The organism is Desulfoconvexum algidum (assembly GCF_055382125.1).
Genome location: NZ_AP042394.1, coordinates 5,479,149 through 5,498,528 on the forward strand (window position 1 = coordinate 5,479,149; position 19,380 = coordinate 5,498,528).

General features: G+C 48.2%; 20 protein-coding genes. 6 read left to right on the forward strand and 14 right to left on the reverse strand.

The window, feature by feature from the left end:
- Window positions 1-51 precede the first annotated feature (51 nt).
- The 7 genes from ACZ45G_RS24780 to nhaR form a co-directional block, all read right to left on the reverse strand.
- Window positions 52-1,170 (reverse strand): NAD(P)/FAD-dependent oxidoreductase, encoded by a 1,119-nt coding sequence (locus tag ACZ45G_RS24780; RefSeq protein ID WP_464173224.1) that lies wholly within the window; start codon window positions 1,168-1,170, stop codon window positions 52-54.
- 27 nt (window positions 1,171-1,197) lie between these two features.
- On the reverse strand, window positions 1,198-2,028 hold the full coding sequence (locus ACZ45G_RS24785) for a rhodanese-like domain-containing protein (RefSeq protein ID WP_464173225.1): 831 nt from the start codon (window positions 2,026-2,028) through the stop codon (window positions 1,198-1,200).
- A gap of 33 nt (window positions 2,029-2,061) precedes the next feature.
- Entirely contained in the window at window positions 2,062-2,241 is a 180-nt protein-coding gene (locus ACZ45G_RS24790; RefSeq protein ID WP_464173227.1) for a rubredoxin, read from the reverse strand.
- A gap of 107 nt (window positions 2,242-2,348) precedes the next feature.
- Entirely contained in the window at window positions 2,349-2,537 is a 189-nt protein-coding gene (locus ACZ45G_RS24795; protein ID WP_464173228.1) for a hypothetical protein, read from the reverse strand.
- A gap of 15 nt (window positions 2,538-2,552) precedes the next feature.
- Window positions 2,553-2,717 (reverse strand): rubredoxin-like domain-containing protein, encoded by a 165-nt coding sequence (locus ACZ45G_RS24800; RefSeq protein WP_464173230.1) that lies wholly within the window; start codon window positions 2,715-2,717, stop codon window positions 2,553-2,555.
- A gap of 248 nt (window positions 2,718-2,965) precedes the next feature.
- Window positions 2,966-3,406 (reverse strand): flavodoxin domain-containing protein, encoded by a 441-nt coding sequence (locus ACZ45G_RS24805; protein ID WP_464173231.1) that lies wholly within the window; start codon window positions 3,404-3,406, stop codon window positions 2,966-2,968.
- Between the two features lie 136 nt (window positions 3,407-3,542).
- Window positions 3,543-4,457 (reverse strand): transcriptional activator NhaR, encoded by a 915-nt coding sequence (gene nhaR, locus ACZ45G_RS24810; RefSeq protein WP_464173233.1) that lies wholly within the window; start codon window positions 4,455-4,457, stop codon window positions 3,543-3,545.
- A gap of 266 nt (window positions 4,458-4,723) precedes the next feature.
- On the opposite strand from nhaR, the gene nhaD reads away from it, so the two are divergent.
- Window positions 4,724-6,157 carry a sodium:proton antiporter NhaD gene (gene nhaD, locus ACZ45G_RS24815; protein WP_464173234.1) on the forward strand — a complete coding sequence of 478 codons (1,434 nt, stop codon included), beginning with the start codon at window positions 4,724-4,726 and terminating at the stop codon, window positions 6,155-6,157.
- Between the two features lie 86 nt (window positions 6,158-6,243).
- On the opposite strand, the gene ACZ45G_RS24820 is transcribed toward nhaD, so the two are convergent.
- Genes ACZ45G_RS24820 through ACZ45G_RS24830 form a run of 3 tightly spaced genes read right to left on the reverse strand, consistent with a single transcriptional unit; the run spans window position 6,244 to window position 9,347 of the window.
- Window positions 6,244-6,924, reverse strand: coding sequence for a rhodanese-like domain-containing protein (locus ACZ45G_RS24820; protein WP_464173235.1), 681 nt, complete (start codon window positions 6,922-6,924; stop codon window positions 6,244-6,246).
- Window positions 6,925-6,961: 37 nt separating this feature from the next.
- Complete coding sequence (locus ACZ45G_RS24825; RefSeq protein WP_464173237.1) at window positions 6,962-7,453, reverse strand: tRNA (cytidine(34)-2'-O)-methyltransferase; 492 nt, start codon at window positions 7,451-7,453, stop codon at window positions 6,962-6,964.
- A gap of 34 nt (window positions 7,454-7,487) precedes the next feature.
- On the reverse strand, window positions 7,488-9,347 hold the full coding sequence (locus ACZ45G_RS24830) for a peptidase U32 family protein (RefSeq protein ID WP_464173238.1): 1,860 nt from the start codon (window positions 9,345-9,347) through the stop codon (window positions 7,488-7,490).
- A 136-nt stretch (window positions 9,348-9,483) separates the two neighbouring features.
- Here ACZ45G_RS24830 and ACZ45G_RS24835 point away from each other — a divergent pair, with 136 nt between their 5' ends.
- Window positions 9,484-9,906, forward strand: a complete 423-nt coding sequence (locus ACZ45G_RS24835) for a hypothetical protein (RefSeq protein WP_464173239.1) — start codon at window positions 9,484-9,486, stop codon at window positions 9,904-9,906.
- A 49-nt stretch (window positions 9,907-9,955) separates the two neighbouring features.
- Complete coding sequence (locus ACZ45G_RS24840) at window positions 9,956-10,951, forward strand: type II asparaginase (RefSeq protein WP_464173241.1); 996 nt, start codon at window positions 9,956-9,958, stop codon at window positions 10,949-10,951.
- Between the two features lie 92 nt (window positions 10,952-11,043).
- Here ACZ45G_RS24840 and ACZ45G_RS24845 read toward each other — a convergent pair whose 3' ends face one another.
- Genes ACZ45G_RS24845 through ACZ45G_RS24855 form a run of 3 tightly spaced genes read right to left on the reverse strand, consistent with a single transcriptional unit; the run spans window position 11,044 to window position 14,221 of the window.
- Window positions 11,044-12,369, reverse strand: a complete 1,326-nt coding sequence (locus ACZ45G_RS24845; protein WP_464173242.1) for an N-acetylmuramoyl-L-alanine amidase — start codon at window positions 12,367-12,369, stop codon at window positions 11,044-11,046.
- A complete protein-coding gene (locus ACZ45G_RS24850; RefSeq protein ID WP_464173243.1) occupies window positions 12,366-13,214 on the reverse strand; it encodes an HDOD domain-containing protein in 849 nt (282 codons plus the stop codon). Before ACZ45G_RS24850 ends, ACZ45G_RS24845 begins: the two co-directional genes overlap by 4 nt.
- A 17-nt stretch (window positions 13,215-13,231) precedes the next feature.
- Entirely contained in the window at window positions 13,232-14,221 is a 990-nt protein-coding gene (locus ACZ45G_RS24855; protein ID WP_464173244.1) for a pentapeptide repeat-containing protein, read from the reverse strand.
- Window positions 14,222-14,588: 367 nt separating this feature from the next.
- Here ACZ45G_RS24855 and ACZ45G_RS24860 point away from each other — a divergent pair, with 367 nt between their 5' ends.
- From ACZ45G_RS24860 to ACZ45G_RS24870, 3 genes are all read left to right on the forward strand, one after another.
- Entirely contained in the window at window positions 14,589-14,957 is a 369-nt protein-coding gene (locus tag ACZ45G_RS24860) for a VOC family protein (protein ID WP_464173246.1), read from the forward strand.
- A 90-nt stretch (window positions 14,958-15,047) separates the two neighbouring features.
- The gene (locus ACZ45G_RS24865) at window positions 15,048-16,292 is read left to right on the forward strand and encodes an FIST C-terminal domain-containing protein (protein WP_464173247.1); all 1,245 of its coding nucleotides are present in this window, start codon (window positions 15,048-15,050) and stop codon (window positions 16,290-16,292) included.
- A 15-nt stretch (window positions 16,293-16,307) separates the two neighbouring features.
- On the forward strand, window positions 16,308-17,915 hold the full coding sequence (locus ACZ45G_RS24870; RefSeq protein WP_464173249.1) for an adenylate/guanylate cyclase domain-containing protein: 1,608 nt from the start codon (window positions 16,308-16,310) through the stop codon (window positions 17,913-17,915).
- Between the two features lie 52 nt (window positions 17,916-17,967).
- Here the strand turns inward: ACZ45G_RS24870 and ACZ45G_RS24875 are convergent, their stop codons facing one another.
- Entirely contained in the window at window positions 17,968-19,248 is a 1,281-nt protein-coding gene (locus tag ACZ45G_RS24875) for an NAD(P)/FAD-dependent oxidoreductase (protein ID WP_464173250.1), read from the reverse strand.
- Between the last annotated feature and the right edge of the window lie 132 nt (window positions 19,249-19,380).

Consider the following 19,380-nt stretch of genomic DNA (forward strand, 5'->3'; position numbering starts at 1 on the left):
GCAGACACCTGCGTGTCATAAACATTTGGTGCGTCATAAACATCGGGATGCTTAAATTTTCTCAATGGCCTGGAATCGCCTGATAAATTTTTGATCAATATAATCCTTGATCATGAAGGCCAGCCTGCCGCCAAATACAAATTTATTTTTCCGCAGAATCCCTGTTCGCCCGCCCAGATTAAAAATCAAAAGATAATCCGGCCCGGGATCAAAGGGCTCAAGCTGTTTTCCATCCAGACTTGCCATAAGATTATGGAGCAGCACAGGATTTTGCCGAACCGCATAAACCCCCACCTTGTCCAGGGGCTGGTTTTCAAAATAGATACAATCCCCGCCACCAAAAATTTCAGGGTATGCCACACTCTGGAGGTATTGATTGACCCGAAGGCCCTTATCCGGGCCCATGGGCAGACCAGACGCCTCAAAAAGGGCAGAGGGCTTTACCCCCAGGGCCATGAAGACAAAATCCGTATCAAAGGTATCACCGGTTTCCAGGGTAATTTTGTCCTCGCCCACGGTTTTCACATATCCAGCTTCTATAATCTCAATATCTCTTCGTCGAAAAACAGAAAAAATCCGCTGCCGAATGGCTTCGGGAAACCGTGCCATAAATTTTTTCCCGGCAAAAATCCGAATTTTTGGCAGATACCCCTTTGCCTGCCGGGCCAGCTGCCAGACGTTGCCAGCCACCTCCGCCGATGAAGGACCGCCCCCCACCACACTGATGGTGCACGCCTTTTCCCTAAACATCAATTTGAGTCGTTCAGATGCTTCCATGAGCCGTTCAATGGGTTTAACCGGATAAATGGTCTCCGAGTCTTCAAGAGCTGATCCCATGGGCACATAGCTGCCAGCATTAAAGGAAAGCACATCATAGTCAAACTGATTGCCGGCCTGGGTGAAGACCAATTTTTTATCCGGATCAATGCGGGTCACCCGGTCCTTTATAAAGCCCCCCCCCTGCTGTGTCACCACCTGCTTTGTGGCAAATCGGATCTCTTCCGGAGTATAAGTATTGCCCAGCATTCCCGGCCCCATACCCGAATAATAATGGTGAACGGCCGGGGCAATCACGGTGACCTTGTACCCTCGTTCAACAAATCGACTGATATTTTCCAGGGTGACCATGTGGGCATGCCCCCCCCCGACAAGTACAAGATGTTTTCTCAAACTACAATCTCCCCATAAAATACAGTTTTAAAGTTCATCCATCAATTTTCCAAGGCTTGCCAAATGACTTTTTTCCTCATCGGCAATTTTATGGATGATATCCCGGGCTTGGGGCTGGGTCAAGCTCACCCCCACCCGCTGGTAAAGGTCCAGAGCCTGGGCTTCAATGGACATGGCAAGGGATATCACCTCTATTTCAGACCCCAGATCCGGATCAAAAAGTTCAAGGTACTGGTCTGTGGTCAGCCCCCCTTCCATGGCCTTTTTTGTCACCATGGCTTCAAATTCTTCCTGGGTAACCTGATCCTGTCCTAACCCGTTAAAAGCGTTTAAGAGGGAAAGCTGATGTTTGACCTCAATTTTCGATAATTTTGAAAACAAGGACTTCACCCGGCTGTTTTCTGCTTTTCCTTCCATGGAAACATAGAATTCCTGGAGACCCTGCTCAAGGGAATAGGCCACCTTAAGGATATCTTCGGCAGATTCTTTGCCTGAAAACAGGTCCATTCCGAGACCCTGGGCACCCACGGCAGTTTTGGCCTGCCAGGCTTTGATACCGCCGGAGACATTGTACACCTGTTTAAACCCTTTACCCGACAGCATCTGGGCAGCGACACGGCTGCGCCCGCCAACGGCTCAATAAACAAGGACTGGTTTTTGCGGGTCAATTTCTCCAAGCCGATTGGACAACTCGGGCAAGGGGATGAGAGTGGCCCCGGGAATATGGCTTTGTTTATATTCATTTGGCTGACGCACATCCAGGATAATAATCTCATCTGACCGTGCACTGGCAATCATCTCCTGGGTTTCCTTAAAATCAATGGACTGTGCCGGGGTCAAAAACTGCAACCATTTCATGGCAGTCTCCTTTTTATTCAAATTCTGGACACCCTAACCAAGACATTTGAACGCCTTGATGGTGGCACCGCAAATCGGACATCTCCAGTCTTCAGGCAGATCTTCAAATTGAACCCCTTTTTTAATTTTGCCCTTTCTGTCCCCCCGGTCCGGATCATAGATAAAGCCACAATTGGTTGTTTGACACTGATACATCTCTTTTGGTTCAGCCATTTTTTCTCATTACTCCATTCAATAATTATCAATCTGGTTTTTATAATCCATCCCGAATAAATCCGGGAGACACAAGTGTCTGAATCCTGTATCCTAAAATTGTTTCATCAGGATTCAGGCTTCCCGCCAGCCTCTGTCACATCGGCGTCCATGATCATCATACATTCATGGCATTCCAAGTGAATATTGGGGACATCGCCATATTTTTCTTTCAGTTCTTCTTCGGACATCTCTGCTTCTCCACCGCAGCCACACTGGGGACAGGAGGTTTTAATTCTATATTTTTTTTTGCCCATGATTTTCTCCTTTGCTTATTCTTTTCCGGTTATCCTCGGATCATTTGGCTTGCCGGCACAATCCGGCGTGTAACAGGAGTTGTCCACGAAAGAACACTCTTTTTTACAGGAGGGACATTTTTCCGGTGGTGTGTCGGCCTCCAGGTTGTAACCGCATTTGTCACATATCCAACTTGCCATGATTTGTCTCCTTCTTATGGGTTAGTTTAAAGAATTCCATCTCACATAAGGGATATAATAAGGCGCTATAACTGCAAGAAAATCGCTTTTATCACCATAGCATAAATCCAAAATCAGGCAAACCCAATTACTTTCCCCCCCAAATTATCCCCCGGATGCATGCCGCAATGACCGCAACCGGGGAATATTTATTCACAAAACCGTAGATGTTATTTTTGAGACAATTTTGTCTTTAAGAACATCCACCCCTAAAATTTATCGCACAACGCCTTGCCATATTGTTGACAGGCCTTGGTCCCTTCATCTGTTCCCATCATCGCCTCTGTCAAATTTAAGGGGCCAAGTTCTGTCACATCCATTTTAAATACATGCTGCATGGTGTCAAAAATCATGGGGGCGGCTTCGCCGCTATGGGTATGTGATCCAAAAGCCCCGCCCATTTTTCCGGTTAAATTTGCGTTTGCGGCTAAAAAAAGAAATTGTTTCATTCCACCGGTCATGTCTTTATGGTAGGTGGGACACCCAAAAAAATAACCGTCATATCCGGACAGATCTGTCTCTTTTTTTATCGATGAGATTTTGACTACTTTGGTTTCATTTCCAGCCATCCTGACACCCTCAGCCAAATAATTCGCCATTTTATCAGTGGTTCCGGCTCTACTCGTGTACGCAATCAATACTTTTTTCATCTTTCCCTCTCTTAATATTTAGGTTAAAAGATTATCTCCGGTGGAACTTATAAACGCCTGAGATTTATTACAGCATAAAGCATGCCACGCCCCTTTCGACCTGGGCATATTTACCAGATCAACACTTATTTTTCAATCAAGAATCCCGCCCAGGAGGAAAGACAGAATGGCGGGCGATATCCGTTATGGCGACCACTGCAGGGTGCTTGAGTATCCGCTCCACAGAAATGGCGTAGAACCGCTCCTTGATAATGTCGCATCTTCCAATGATTTCCACCTGGTACTGGGTTTTTACCTCGGATTCAATGATGGTCGGTGCCACAAACACGCCGTCCCCCGCTTGTCCGAACACTGTTAAAAGCGCGTTGTCCTCAAATTCCGCCACCACCACAGGCTGAATGGAAAGCGTTTCAAACCACTGATCCAGGGCGCATCTGAGCATGGTCATGGCCATGGGCATAACCATGGGAGTGTTGTCCAGAGAGGCGGGGAAATTTTTTGACAGGTGCTTTGCAAGCCCTTTCACGGCAAAAAAAGTGATCCCGCATTCCCCCAGGAAATGATTGTAGGCCTTGATGCTGAGGCCGGACCGAATGGGACCGTCGGCCAGGACCAGGTCCAGATTGTGCAATGCCAGCTCTGCTAAAAGGTCCTTCTCCTTTCCTTCGTGACAGACAAGACGCACTTTTCTGTCCAGGCAAAGGGCGGGTTCCAAGAGCTTTCTGGCCATAAGTTTGGGGACCACGTCCACTATACCCACCTTGAGGGAAAGGGGGCCGACCACCGGGCGGTTGTGAATCTGATCCATCAATTCCCGGCCCAGGGGAAATATTTTATCGGCATATTGGAATACCAGCTTCCCCAGATCAGTTGCCTCCAGAGTGCGTCCCTGACGGTTAAACAATTTGCCTCCGAGGGCCTCTTCAAGTTTGCCCAACTGCGCACTCACCGTCGACTGGGCAAGACTCAGCCTGCTGCAGGCAACGGTAATGCTTCCCTCCCGCATTACGGTCCAGAAATAGAAAAGATGATGATAATTAAGCCATTCCATGGTTCTATATTCGCTTTTTCCGAAGGGTCTTAGCTATATTATCTATTTGACCGAAATATTTCATAGGGCTATTATGTGCCTCCTTCTATTCGGTGTTGAGCAGGTTAACCAGGAAAAGCTTACCATAAAAACCGTCAGACAATCCAGGTTTTTAATGGAAATGAGGTTAATTTGAACAATAAGCCGTGTCAGCAGGAGATGAGGGCACAACCTGCCAATATGGCTGTTAAGTTATTATCACAGAAAAAAGGACGATTGATTATACAATGAATACAATAAAAAAATTATCGATTACAGCAGGACTTCTGCTTCTGCCGACAGTTGTTGCTGCCCAGACAGGGGCAGCCGCCACTGTTGCCGACCTCACCTCCACCCTCTATGGGTATCTTGGGGTGATTATATTTATTGGGGCCTATGCCCTGGTTCCCATGGAAAACACGATCCACCTGAGAAAAAGTAAACCGGTTCTGTTTGCAGCAGGGGCGATATGGATATTGGTCTCCCTTGCCTATGCCGGCATGGGAGATTTTCACACGGCCCATGATGCCATCAAGGCAAGTCTTTTAGAGTATGCCGAACTCTTCTTGTTTTTGCTGGTGGCCATGACCTATATCAATGCCATGGAGGAAAGAAATGTATTTCAGCGCCTTCGGGCTTTTCTGGTTTCCAGGGGATTTTCTCTCCGGATGATCTTCTGGATTACGGGGGTCCTGGCTTTTATCATCTCTCCTGTGGCAGACAATCTCACCACTGCGCTTCTCATGGGTGCCGTGGCCATGGCTGTGGGGGGAAAGAACAAAACCTTTATCAGCCTTGCCTGTATCAACATCGTTGTCGCCGCCAATGCCGGCGGCGCCTTTTCCCCCTTTGGCGACATCACCACCCTCATGGTCTGGCAGAAGGGAAAAATCGCCTTTTCCGGATTTTTTGCCATTTTTATTCCGGCGGTGGTGAACTGGCTCATTCCTGCTGTGATCATGAGCTTTTTTGTGGACAAAGATGTCCCCGAGGCCCTGGACGAAACGGTCACTATGAAATACGGGGCCTGGTTCATCATGGCACTCTTCCTTGCCACCATTGCGACGGCCATCAGCTTTCACAACTTTCTCCATCTTCCCCCGGCCGCCGGCATGATGTTCGGCCTGAGTTATCTGGGTCTCTTCTCCTATCACATCAAGCGCCACGAAAACCGGATAAACAAATACGATACCATTCTGGGGGTCAGGGACCGGGACTGCAACGACCAGGGAGAGTTCTCTGCCTTTGATATTATGAAAAAAATTTCAAGGGCCGAGTGGGATACGCTTCTCTTCTTCTACGGTGTTATCCTCTGCGTTGGCGGGCTTGCCCAGTTCGGCTACCTGTCACTTGTATCCAAATTCATGTACGCCGATCTCGGCGCCACCTGGGCCAACTGCCTGGTCGGGGTGCTGTCGGCCATCGTGGACAACATCCCGGTGATGTTTGCCGTCCTCACCATGGACCCGAGCATGTCCCAGGGCCAGTGGCTTCTTGTGACCCTCACCGCTGGTACCGGCGGCAGCATGCTGGCCATTGGGTCTGCCGCTGGTGTCGCCCTCATGGGAACCGCCAGGGGAACCTATACCTTTGGGGCCCACCTTAAATGGACGCCGGTGATCGCCCTGGGATACGCAGCGAGTATCCTCTGCCATCTCATGCTCAACCGTGCTTTGATGTAGCAGCTGTCAACAATACCCCGGGGGATGATTCCTTCCGGGGTGCACTGGCCAAGACCCCGTCACACCCCAACTCACTTGACACGGGATCACTTGACAATGGGATACTTATTTCTAACCCAGTCTGAAATACCATGGCGCAGATTGAAAATCCGGGTAAACCCCTTATCAATTAGAATCTTGGCTGCAACTGTACTGCGATTTCCCGTGGCACAATAGATCAGGATGGGCTCATCGGAAAATCCTGCCAATTCATCCATGCGGGACTGCAGCTGTTGAACCGGTATCAAAACAGAATTTTTAAGGTGCCCCCTTGCAAATTCCCGAGGGGTTCTGACATCCAGAATTATGGGATTGAATGAAGCGATCACTTGTTGGGCCTGTTGTGCTGAAACGGCTTGGTAATGAACCTGATTGTATTCGACAACCTTCAGGGTGCCCACAAGGGAACCAATAAAAAATTCAAACGTCCCTATTTTCTTCATTTTAAAATAAGGGGCTTGTGCAAGATCGGAAACCAAAGAGGCTTCAATGGACAGGGAGGGAATAGAGAAAACCGGGTCCTTCAGATCTCCAATATTAAATTTGATATAATCCCCACGAAAGACAGTCCATTCCGGCGACTCACCTACCCTGTTAACCGACAACACCCTAAAACCGTTGACAAGCTGCCCTGAAGGTTCTGCAAATGACGCAGCCCCTAAGGTATGGCCGAAAAGAACCATCAAAACACCTAGCATGACCCCGGTCATCTTAAATTGTTTTACCATCTTGTCCTCCATAAATTGATCGCGTTTTCAATTGATTTCAGGCGGGCGGCAAAAATCCTGCGGTTTTAAGCCCGGCAAAGGCGTATTGCCGCATGACCTCATAGCTCAATATCGCCACAGTATTGGCCAAATTTAAGGATCTGGTATTCTCAGACATGGGTATTCTCACGCAAAGTTCCTGATTTTCCAACAACAGCTCCTCGGGCAACCCAACGGACTCCTTACCAAAAACCAGGTAGACCTTTTCTTGGTAACAAAACTGATCACACCTGTGACTGGCTTTTTTTGAAATAAATACTTTCTGCCCCCGGGGATTCTTGGCAAGGAACTCTCCATAATCCCTATAATACTTCACATTAAGTTCTTTCCAATAATCCATTCCGGCACGCTTTAAATACTTATCCTCTATGGAAAATCCCAGGGGCTCCACCAAATGCAGCACTGCGCCCATGGCATTACAGGTCCTGCCGATATTTCCGGTATTCTGGGGGATTTCCGGCTCTAACAATACAATATTTAAATTAACCATTCATTCACCTTAATTGAATAAAAAAACATGGATTTCACAGGGTCAAAATTTTCATCTGGCAGCGCTTACAATCAAAGACAAGTTGAAAACGGCCCTTTTTATTTTCAAGGAAAAGGGGGGCATCCCAACCCACAGGGGGTGTTTTTGTTTCCTTGGGGCACGCACCTAAGGCCTGGCGGATACAATGGCGAAGGGTCATCACAACGGTCCCCGGCCCGGGCGGTGACACTTCAAAGGCAGCATCAACCCTGGTGACCCCCCGTTTTCGGTAAAATTGGATTGCTTTTTCATTGGCGACATTGGCCGTAAAATCTACCTGGGTTTCAGGATAGGGTGCCGGCAGAGGTCTTGGGATTGCCGGCGCTTGTTCATAGGCCTCAGACCGTTTGAGGGTCATCCGTTCCAAAAGGGCTCGCCTGATCTGATTCAAATCACGGGTGGGTATAAAATACGGCTTTGAATGGAGCGTAAGCTGCCGAAGATAAAAGATTGAAGCCCCCAGCTTGCCAAACTGTTTATTCAAGGTTGCAAGGGCAGCCGGTTCGTTTTGGGCAAAAATTTTCTCCATATCAAGCCTTACCTCGGCCCGGTTTTCATCTTCATCCTGTCCCTTAAGAACAAACCCTTCCGCGGTTTCGTGAAAGGACAGGTCAAGACCGATTCGTCTTTGGGCAGAATCACCCCCCAGTTTTTTCAAAAAGAGGTGATCGTGGTTTCTATAAATGAGCGCCCCGGGAAAAAGGGGAGATTTTTTAAGATTCAGGCGACCCGAGGGATATATTTTACCCTGGTTTGTTGAATTAACCTGAAATCCCTGGAGGCGCCCCCCTTGGTCCATGTAGCAAAGGCCGTCCCCATTTTGAATGTCATGGGATATTTTCAGGGTTAAATACCGTGTATCGATATGATCCACCTGGCCGATTTTCTCCCCCAGGGATTTGGGCGTGTCAAAGGAATGAATTTTTCCCTTTCGTCCAAAAAGAAAATAATCAGTTTCTCCCCGGTTAAAGGTTTTCAGCGGATCGGGCACAAAGGAAAAGGTAGTCCGCCCCGAAGAAGCTGGGCCATATACAGACCCGACGGTCATCAAAGAATCCAGTTTTTGCCGGTAAAACGCCGTAATATTTTTCACATAGGCAAGATCTTTCAAACGCCCCTCTATTTTAAATGAGGTAATACCGGCAGCAGCCAATCGGCCAAGGTGGTCGGACCGGTTCATATCCTTGAGGGAAAGAAGATGCCGTTCTTGTTCCAATACCCGCTCTTTTTCAACCCCCTGGTCTGCTTGAGATATCAAATTCCAGGGCAGACGGCAGGGTTGACCGCACTCACCCCGGTTGGCACTTCTGTTACCAATGACAGCACTGAAATAACACTGTCCGCTGTAACAAGCGCAAAGTGCCCCATGAACAAAGGCCTCCAGGGCCACAGTGGTGGACTGAGAGATCTCTTCAATCTCGCGGATCCCAAGTTCCCTGGCAAGGATCACTCGTTCAAACCCAGAAGCCTCAAGGAACTGAACACGGGCGACGGTCTGGTTGTTCGCCTGGGTGCTGGCAAAAAGGGGGATGGGGGGCAAATCCATTTCCAAGAGTCCCATGTCCTGAATAATCAATGCATCGGCCCCGGCATTCCACAAACGATCTATCAATTTTCGAGCATCCGCCAGCTCATTGTCAAAAAGGATGGTATTCAGGGCAATATAAACCTTTGCCTTATAAAGATGGGCATAGGCTGCCAGTTCTTCAATCTCGGAAACCGGGTTACCCGCCGCAGACCGTGCGCCGAACCGATCCGCTCCGATGTATACGGCATCTGCCCCATGGCTGATGGCAGCCATACCAAATTCCTTGTTTTTTGCCGGAGACAAAAGTTCTAATCTTTGGGGGATCACTATAAAGGGGCTCCTGTTGCTAAATTTATCATTATAGCATTAAATCGACCATGGTGGAAAGATAGAGAATCTGTTAAGTTGAATAAACCCATGGAACCAAGATCTGTTCAATACCAATATTATGGATATTAATAGAATGTTTAATTACAATACCACCCGCCTTGAAAAAAGCTGCAACCAGCTTATCAGCGACCTTGGGAAAAGATTGACCTGGAAGTGGGACGACCGGTTTGAAAACGTATTGGCAGAATTCAGCGTCACGGACAAACAAATAATTCATCCGCTTATCACCCGCCACATGGGCGAGATCTGGGCACTGGATCAGGGTGCCAGCCCCCCCAAGGTGGTACAGGTGATCATTGATTATTTCGGCGGACTGACCCCGGGACAGACACTTTTTACATCGGACCCGGATCAGGATGGACTGCTATTGTGTGCCTGGTGGCCTTGGGGAAATGGCAAAACCATTTCCATTCGCCTTGGGGTGTTTGCCGACTCCTTGAACGATCCAGACAACGAAGAACTGACACGGCGCTTGAGGGGCTGGTTCGACATTTAACCTTTATTTTTGTAACCCAACTACTTGAGGGAGAATTAATACACGACTGATGAAAAACCTACCCCATATCACTATCCTGGCCACCGGCGGCACCATTGCAGGATCTGCCCCCTCCCCCACCCAGCCCGGATATACCTCGGGAAAAATTGATATCCAGGGCATGATCCAGGCAGTGCCCGATCTTGAAAACCTTGCCCGAATAAAAGGCGAACAAATTTCAAATGTAGGATCCCAGGACATGTCCTTTGAGATCATGATCAACTTGGCCCACAGAATCAATAAACTTCTGGCAACAAACGAAACAGACGGGGTGGTGGTGACCCATGGCACCGATACCATGGAGGAAACTGCCTTTTTCTTAAACCTGACCATAAACAGCAGCAAGCCCGTTGTCATGACCGGTGCCATGCGGCCCTTCACAGCCCTGAGTGCCGATGGTCCCTTAAATCTTTACAATGCCGTGGCCGTGGCAGCCGACCCGGATGCCATCGAACGAGGGGTGATGGTGGTCATGAATGACAGAATCCATGGTGCCCATTCCCTGACCAAGACCAATACCACCTCGGTGGAAACCTTTTTGTCACCGGTAAACGGGCTCATGGGCACCGTTATTTACGGGGCCATTCAATATTTCAGGGGCCCTTTTCGAAGACACACCCACCTCAGCAGATTTTCCCTTGGGGGGGTCACCTGTCTTCCCCGGGTGGATATCATGTACGCCTGTGCAGACATGCCCGAAGATCTCATTGACTGCTCCGTGGCAAACGGCGCTGTTGGGATTGTCATTGCCGGTCACGGCAATGGAAACATGAACAAAGCCACCTTGGAAAAGGCCGCCCGGATGGCAGACCGTGGAATATTCATTGTTCGTTCATCCCGGGTTCCCACGGGAACCGTGGGCAGAAACATGGAAGTGGATGATGATGCCAATCAGTTTATCGTTTCCGATGAACTCAACCCGGCCAAGGCAAGAATCCTGCTCATGCTGGCCCTTTTAAACAAGCGCAGCTTCCAACAGGTCCAGGATCTTTTTTATGCCTATTGATCCCCTTGTGAAATTTTTGGTGACAATTTATATTGTGGTGACGCTTCCTGGAAAATCCTTGGGTTTATTTTAGCCCTATTTTAAGGTTCGGCCTATTTTAGGGGTAGGGGCAAATAAATATGTACTCCCTTGGGCAGGTCTTTAAAATCGATTATTTTGTCGCCGGTTGTAAGGGTTCCCGGCCAATAATAAATGGTTTCAGGTGCTTTATAGCGTTGCCCGGCAATTTTATAGGCAGTTTGGGCAAGGGTAATGGAAAAAGGCCCTTTATACCCCACCAACATTCGGGTCTCCAGGGGCAAATCATCCCAGTCTGAGATTTTTGAACCGGGATAAACCCGGCCGGAAGGCAAAAAATATAGGGTGGTATCCTCTTGATATGCCGCCCCTGCATGGGACCAGGCCGTCATGTTACTGGAAATGATCTTAACCGGAGTCTGGGCCTGAATCTGGATAACCGCCGCTTCGACATCCTGGTTGAGAATCACCTTTGTGTTCAAAGGCAAATGGGCCCAACCGATGGTTTTGCTGATCCTATCGCCTGGAAGGGTCCGGCCGTTGGGAAGAAGATAGGCCGTTGTCTTTTCATCGTAATCCCCCCCGGCAATCGCCCAGGCAGAATTGGTGGCGGATATAATATTGGACCCGAACTCCCGGGGGGCTGCCAAAGGGACGGGGACTTTAAGGTCAGGCGCATAAAATACGCCTACCAATGTGGGATCTGCCATCAGCCTTCCGGCCCTGACATCTGGATCATATCTCCAGCCCTTGTCCAGACCGGCCTTGGCACGAATAAAATTTTTAGCACACCGTTTGCGGCCCCTGTGGTTTTTCTTAAACCAAGGATTGGGTTTTCCATAAGCCACCTGGCTGTGGGTCAGCACATCTTGATCTTTGAGACCGTAAACCTTTTCTAAAATTTGAATCAGCACTTCCAAAGACCGGTATTGACTTTTTGTGATGGGGGCCGTGTGATATCCAACCAGCTCAATGCCCAAGGATACATCAGAGATATCTGCCCTATTATTCCACATGGAGCGGCCTGCATGGTCTGCCCGGTATCGTTTATCCAAGATCCTGTAGGTGCGCCCGTTTCTTGCAATCACATAATTGGCATGCCCCCCGGGTGTTTTATACCCGCTTTGAAATTGTTTCCCCTTAGATACCACCCGGAGGGTTGCATCCAGGCCCAGCTCAGACGTATGAACAATAATATATTGGGTCTTTTGACGTGTCTTCTTTTTGAATTTAGGGTTCAGGCGGGAACGATGATCAATAAGTCTATCCTGAAATCTCTGGTATTGGGACTGGCTGTATCCTTCTGACAGACAGGGAAAGGCTGCCTGGAGACAAAAAAAAATTAACCAGAACCGTATCCATCTGCCGGCAGTAAAATTACAGGTTGTTAGAGAAATCATATAATCAGGCGGGCCAGCTCCTTTGCCTTTTCAAATCCAGGTTCAATAATGGCCAGCATTTTTTCTTCAGACACCCCATGGGACACCTTGGCCTCGGCAATCATTTCTTCCATACCGGAATTATCGTCATCCTCCCGGAGTATGGCCACAAGCCTGACAGGGCCAAGAGGTTCATACGCATCAATTGAGTGCCCATGGTGTCCTCGAATAGCCGCAGCGATATTTTCCGGAAGCCCCCATTCACTGCAGATCCAGGAAGCGACTTCGGCATGGTCCCACGCCAGAGACTCCCTTTCTATTGCAGCCAGGTCCCCGCCCTCAAGGTGCCAATGTTTAAAAATCGGGTCATATTCCTCACTCCTGTGACAGGCAAGAAAAGGCAATGCCATGTCCTGAAGGAAAGCTGCGGTGAAACATTCCCCTTCCTTTGCCGGACAAAGAATTCGGGCCAAGTCACTTGCCAATACAGCCCGCTTGGCCGATGCCAGCCAGAACGCTCCCGGGTCATGCCATTGACAAGATTGTTTGGGAAGCCCCTTTGCAACCCCAACACCCAGCACCATGGATTCCAACTGGGATATTCCCACCAGGGCAATGGCCTGGGTGAGGTTTTCCACCCGTTTGCTGGGGGAAAAGGCTGCAGAATTGGCGATTCCCAATACTTTTATCGATATTCCCGGATCAAGAGAAAGAGACTCAGCAATGGAGGTGATGGAGGAATAGGGACTCCTGATTTTTTGAAGAATCTGCATCACCACAGCAGGAAATGAGGGCAATTCATACCCCTTGAGTATTTTCTTCAGTTTTGCTTTTGGATCTGTTTTTTTTTTAAAAAAAGAGAACATATCTTAACCTTCATTTATTATTCAGCACGGCGTGCCATTTTATTTCCCAATATACTCAACAGTCCCCCAAGCCCCATATATCCGGTAATCGCCTGGAGGGAGACAAAGATCTGGGCGGCCAGGGACACCGGGATTGCATCCCCATATCCCAAGGTTGTCAGGGTCACAAAGCTGAAATAAATGGGAGAAAACCAGGTTTCGTGACGTCCGTAATCTATTTCCACCATCGTATAAATGGACCCGAATATCAAGGTGGCGGCCAACAGCCATACAAACCACCGAAAAATACTTCTGCCGCAGTCCGAGGTAAACCACCAGATCCAATAAATAAGTTTATTCAACCGGCTTTGGGTTTGAAATTCAAACAAATAGTTTTCGTCTGCAATATACCGCCTGACAAGATAGGCCCCCCGAAGGTCCAGCCCCCGGATGTCCGCCCCGATCCAGTCGGCCTTCTTAAAATTTCTAATTCCCAGCAGACGGCAGCCCTGCATATTGGCCAGCTCAAAATTGGTATTTTCCACATTGCTGTGCTTTAAATCGCTATTTTCCAAATTCGCCCGGGTAAAAACCGCCCCGGATAAATCTGCTTCAGACAGCCTTGCCCGGGACAGGTTCGAAGCCCTGAGATCCGCTTCCACAAGTTTGGAACGGCTCAATACCGAATCACTTAGATCAACGTTAATCATGCTTGCCTGGGCAAGGTTGGCCCCGCCAAACCCTGTCATCTTTGCACTGCATTCATTCAAACCGGCACGGCTCAAATCTGCACCGATAAATTCGCATTCATCCAGAAGGGCTTTTTCCAGGCTGGCCCCTTTTAAAATGGCATAGCTGAGATTGGCTTTGGTAAAATTGACCCGGTTCATATTGGCAAAGGACAAATCATATCCGGAAAGGTCAAGCCCTGACAAATCTTCGTTGTCCAGACAGATCCCCCGCAAATCCAGTTTCAAGGGTCGTTGACGATTTTCGGGAAAACAATCGGTTTTCAAGGTATGAAGCATATGCTCCCGGCAGGTACCGTCAAATTTCGGATCTCTTTGATTCCACCGGGATTTCAATGATTTTATATCTAAATTATTAACCCTTCGTCCCCCTTTTCATCTGGTCGAACCCCTCCACAATATTTGCCCCGATTTCCAGGGCAAGCTAAAATATCCTTTACGGGCATGGCCTATCATTATACGGTCTATTATTCTATATTATTTCGCATAAAAACTAAAGACTATATTAATTTAAACCCATGGAGACCGGGACAAACAAATTCCCGAATAAAATCAGACAGCTGCTCTTTCCATATTTTTATCTTGACCCAAGGCCCGGGGTCTGGGATGATTAACCGACATTTGTAACCCCAGAAAGGAAAAAACAATGAAATTTACCATTGACCATTTTAATATCAACGTACTGGACCTTGGAAAAAGCCTGGCCTTCTACAAACAAGCGCTTGGCCTGAAAGAGGAACGCCGGAAAACAGCAGAGGATGGCAGCTATATTATTGTGTTCCTGAGCGATGGCACTGCTGCCAGCAAACTGGAGCTCACCTGGCTCAAATCCCAGGAAATCCCCTATAATCTGGGAGATGAAGAATTTCACATCGCTTTTAAAACCCAGGATTTTGATGCCGCATATGCCCTTCATAAACAAATGGAGTGTATCTGTTACGAAAACAAAAAAATGGGCATTTATTTTATCAATGATCCCGACGGATACTGGCTTGAAGTGGTACCGGTTCGATAGCCTCGTTCCAAATACGGCACGGGTGAATACCAAAGGAGGAGGACATTCGGTTTGCCTTTCTTTTAAAATTTCAATTGGGGATGACTCACAATGAAAGTCAAAGTAGATGCGCAGGGTAATTTTGAAACCCTTAAAAAAAACGTTAATTCCCTTATTTCAGATGGGTTCAAGCACATCCTGGTATTTCACAGTGAAGGGGGTCTGGATCGATGGGCCAGCATAAAGCAAGACTGCGATGGACTACTGGACAAGGCGGTTCATAACAATATCAATATTTTTGGCGGCATATTCCCTGGAATATTTGACAATGGAAAACTCATGAAACAGGGAAGCATTCTTGTAGGCATCCAGTCAGAAGTTCATTTTGTTACCCTTGAAAATCTCAATGAACCCCATATTTTAGAGACCCTTAAAAAAGGGATTGCCCCCATTGAGGCGGACCTGGCCCAACGAAAGTTTCAGACCCTTTTTGTATTTGGAGACGGCTTCGGGGAATTAAACCTGGGTCTTATCAACAGCCTGAACTGGCTGACAAAAAAATATCCCCTCAATGTTCTGGGAGGACTTACGGGAAGGGATGATATCAAGGCCAGCCATTATACCATTCTCACCCCTGAAAAAATCATCCAGAATGGTGCAGTGTTAGCCTTTACCAAACTTAAAAGTGGGATTGGGGTAGAACACGGATGGAAGCCCATGCCAAATTCTGGTTGTGAAGTTTCAGAGGTTAACGGGTGCTTTATTGAAACGATCAATAAAATACCGGCATTGGACTTTTATATGGATTTTATCACAAAACAAGACCCCGCCATTGCTAATCAAAAAAAATTCTTGTTAAAAAATCCCACTCTTTTTTTCGAAAAGGTGGCCATTAAATATCCCTTGGGGATTATCCGGCAACAGGGCAAACAAAAGCAAATCATTGACCGAACCGCTGTCTCGGTGGGGGCAGACAAATCTCTTCAATTCTCTGTTGAAATCCCGGTGGGAACAAAGATCTGCATCCTGCATCTTCCAGGTGATTCTCCAAAACAGCAATGTGACAAAATGGGAGAAGCTGCCCAGGCTGCCTATATCAAAAGTCTGGAAGACTTCCCCGATCATCTACTGGACCGACGCGTCATCATCATGGACTGCTTTGGTCGGAAAAAAATGGTGGATACGCTGGGCCAACACTTCGAAGACATTGAATTTAAAGTCATAGCAGCAGACCAGAAGGAGAAAAAACATTCCCCCATAGGCCCCCTGACCTTTGGCGAAATTTCCAGCATGAAAGGCGGTTATGTTGAACTCCATAATAAAACCGCTGTCGTGTGCACAATTGAAGATAGGTAGGATGCCCCATACCCCATGATATCGCCCCACAAAACCTTACTTTCAAGATTTTATTTGATCGGAGTGGTAGCCACCATCGTGGGTATCCTGGTCGTTGCCATCCTGAACCTGGCCACCCCCCTTGAATTTATTATTGCCCAACTCCAGACACTCCGCCAGGGAGGGGAATTCCTTTGGATCCATGTGGTTGCGTACCGGTTTGCCATTCTCTGCCTGCTGGCCACCTTTGCCTGCGTCCCTTTCCTGGTGATTTTAAGACGCGTTCTCACCCCCATTTCCCAATGCCTGTCTCTAAAAAATCGGCAGCAATCCCTACCGCCACCCCTTGAGTTAAAGGCAAAACAACGGCTGATCAATCTGCCCTTTATCATGGCTCCCTTAAATATTTTATTCTGGATTTTTATCCCCTTGTGTATTTTCGGCGGCACCTTTGCCATAGATAAAATAGATTTGGCCGCTGCCATCACCTTTTTCATACGGTCCACCATGGTGGGATTTGTTTCCTCTGCCATTATATTTTTCGGGGTTGAATCCCATGCCAGAAAAGTTTTGATCCCCCTTTTTTTCCCCAAGGGTGAACTCTCCCTTGTGGAGAGAACTGCCAAACTTTCCATTTTAAAACGCCTTAGGGCATTTTACCGGATCGGGAGCCTGATACCCCTTGCCATCATTGTCTTGACCCTCTTTGTGCTCTATTTGCAGGTGAACGCTGAGACGGTTTCAGGCAAAACCTATGGCCAGGGCGTTTTAAATTTTTCCATAGTGGTTTTTATCCTTTCTTTTCTGGGATCAGGGATATTGAACCGGCAGATCAGCCGATCCATTGCTGACCCCATTAATGGCATGCTGGATACAATGGAAGAAATCAAACGAGGCAACTACCAGACCCGGGTAAATGTGGTCTCCAATGATGAGGTGGGAGTTCTCGGGGATGCCACAAACCGAATGATTCAAAGCCTGGCTGAAAAAGAACTGCTTCGGGATGCATTTGGACGCTACGTTACCCCGGAGATCCGGGATGAAATCATATCCGGACGAATCCCCCTGGACGGAGAATTCAAAGATGTCACCGTCTTGTTTGCGGACCTGAAAGACTTTACGCCCATGACCGAAGCCAATGATCCCAAGCAGATGGTTCAGATTTTAAACGATTATTTCAAGGAAATGAGTGCGGCGATAAAATCAAAATCCGGCCTGATTCTCCAATTTCTTGGAGACGAAATCTATGCAGTTTTCGGTGCCCCTGTTTCGTGCAAGGATCACCCGTCCAATGCATTTTTTGCGGCCCTTGATATGGAAAAACGACTCAAAGATTTAAACAAACGCTTTGTCCAACAAGGAAGACTGCCTTTATCCCATGGCATCGGCATCCACACCGGCCAGGTTTTGGCCGCCAATATCGGAAGCCCGGACCGCTTATCCTACCTGTTGCTGGGAGATGCGGTCAACCTGGCTTCCCGTCTCCAAACCCTTACCCGGGAAATGGATGCCCGCATCATTGTTTCTGCAGAGACAAAACAATATCTTCCGGAAAGCCAAACCCGAAATGTTCTTGTACGACATCCTCAGCCAGTACAGATAAAGGGCCAGCAAACCAAGGTGAATATTTATCTGATCAAATAACAGTTTACCTGCAAAACGCCTTGTCCAAATCAATCGAACAAGACGCGATACCTCAAATCCGGCGCTGTGCCAAATGGTACAGGCGGGAACCTGCCTCATAGAAAAGGCCCCGTAAAAAGCGCATGGCAACAGGCGTTATTGGTGATACAGGCAAAGGAATATCCTTGGAGGAACCTCCCATCATGTATTGTGCCAACAATTTGCCAAACACGGTGCCCGGACCGATCCCCCTGCCATTGTAGCAGGTGACCATGGCCAGGTTTTCGCCCATGACATGGAAACGGGGGATATGATTTGTGGTCATGGCGATCCTTCCATACCAGGCATGTTCAAATTCCACCTCCCCGATCTGGGGAAACACCTTTTTGATACTTCTAGTGGCCCAGGCTTTGTTGATCCCCATGGCAACGTCCTCAACATTGCCTACACTGCCGACGATCAAGCGGCCCATGGCATCCAGGCGATAGGAGGAAAGGATTAAATTGGTATCCCAGGCACCATTTTTTCCGGGCAGAACCGTTTTTAACACCTCTTTGTCCAGGGGTTTTGTGGCAAAATTAAAATAATTAAAGGGGACCATATTTTGGACCTGGCCTTTAAAGGCCGCTTCCGGATATCCCTGGACTGCAATGATGACGGATTTGGCAACAACAGATCCCCCAGGGGTCGTCAGGCGCCAGGCCTCCCCTTCTCTTTCCAGGGAGATGACCGGGGATTGATTGTATAGGGTTGCCCCTTCCGCAAGAGCAGCTCTTGCCAGGCCATAGGAATAGGCCAGGGGTTGAATAGTGCCGGCCCGTTCGTCCAGCAAGGCACCTTGGAATGCCTTGGTTCCCAATTTTTGCGCCGCTTCATCCCGTTCCAGAAGCCTGACCGGTGCCCCCCGTTCCTTCCATTGTTTTTCCCGCTGCTGGAGGGCCTTATACCCGGCCTTGGAATCAGCACAGTGAAGGGTGCCGTGCCGCCATGCTTCACACTGAATATTGTAACGTTCAATGAGCCCGTAAACCAGATCCGGAGAAGCTCCCAGGCCGTCGATCAGAGCCTGGCCATGTTCAGGCCCCACAAGGGAAATCACATCTTCGGGCATGAGCCAGAGACCTGCGTTGACAAGCCCCACATTCCGGCCTGCCCCGCCAAAGCCCACATCATTGGCCTCAAACAGAATGGAGGAGGTTCCGGCCAGGGACAGGTGCAGGGCAGCCGAGAGCCCGGTGTATCCACCGCCGATGATGGCCACCTCTGTTTTGTGTTCTCCGTCAAGGGCGTTCAGTTGCGGTTTTCCCTTAGCAGTAGCGGCCCAAAGGCCATGACTGATATTTGTTTCTTCCATTTTTCCTCCCAATTATATAAATACTTTTTTATGATATTTTTATGGTATACCAAAAAAATTTCTATTGTCAACAGAAAAAATTCAGTCCATTTTCTTCTCATACACTGTTTTGGCAGTACGCCTTGCAAAAAA

Coding starts and splice junctions, on each gene's coding strand:
- ACZ45G_RS24835 (WP_464173239.1), top strand. CDS start 9,484: ATGTTTAATTACAATACCACCCGCCTTGAAAAAAGCTGCAACCAGCTT.
- ACZ45G_RS24825 (WP_464173237.1), bottom strand. CDS start 7,453: ATGGTTAATTTAAATATTGTATTGTTAGAGCCGGAAATCCCCCAGAAT.
- ACZ45G_RS24875 (WP_464173250.1), bottom strand. CDS start 19,248: ATGGAAGAAACAAATATCAGTCATGGCCTTTGGGCCGCTACTGCTAAG.
- ACZ45G_RS24795 (WP_464173228.1), bottom strand. CDS start 2,537: ATGGGCAAAAAAAAATATAGAATTAAAACCTCCTGTCCCCAGTGTGGC.
- ACZ45G_RS24800 (WP_464173230.1), bottom strand. CDS start 2,717: ATGGCAAGTTGGATATGTGACAAATGCGGTTACAACCTGGAGGCCGAC.
- ACZ45G_RS24855 (WP_464173244.1), bottom strand. CDS start 14,221: ATGCTTCATACCTTGAAAACCGATTGTTTTCCCGAAAATCGTCAACGA.
- nhaR (WP_464173233.1), bottom strand. CDS start 4,457: ATGGAATGGCTTAATTATCATCATCTTTTCTATTTCTGGACCGTAATG.
- ACZ45G_RS24865 (WP_464173247.1), top strand. CDS start 15,048: ATGAAAGTCAAAGTAGATGCGCAGGGTAATTTTGAAACCCTTAAAAAA.
- ACZ45G_RS24805 (WP_464173231.1), bottom strand. CDS start 3,406: ATGAAAAAAGTATTGATTGCGTACACGAGTAGAGCCGGAACCACTGAT.
- nhaD (WP_464173234.1), top strand. CDS start 4,724: ATGAATACAATAAAAAAATTATCGATTACAGCAGGACTTCTGCTTCTG.
- ACZ45G_RS24845 (WP_464173242.1), bottom strand. CDS start 12,369: ATGATTTCTCTAACAACCTGTAATTTTACTGCCGGCAGATGGATACGG.
- ACZ45G_RS24860 (WP_464173246.1), top strand. CDS start 14,589: ATGAAATTTACCATTGACCATTTTAATATCAACGTACTGGACCTTGGA.
- ACZ45G_RS24820 (WP_464173235.1), bottom strand. CDS start 6,924: ATGGTAAAACAATTTAAGATGACCGGGGTCATGCTAGGTGTTTTGATG.
- ACZ45G_RS24850 (WP_464173243.1), bottom strand. CDS start 13,214: ATGTTCTCTTTTTTTAAAAAAAAAACAGATCCAAAAGCAAAACTGAAG.
- ACZ45G_RS24840 (WP_464173241.1), top strand. CDS start 9,956: ATGAAAAACCTACCCCATATCACTATCCTGGCCACCGGCGGCACCATT.
- ACZ45G_RS24790 (WP_464173227.1), bottom strand. CDS start 2,241: ATGGCTGAACCAAAAGAGATGTATCAGTGTCAAACAACCAATTGTGGC.
- ACZ45G_RS24870 (WP_464173249.1), top strand. CDS start 16,308: ATGATATCGCCCCACAAAACCTTACTTTCAAGATTTTATTTGATCGGA.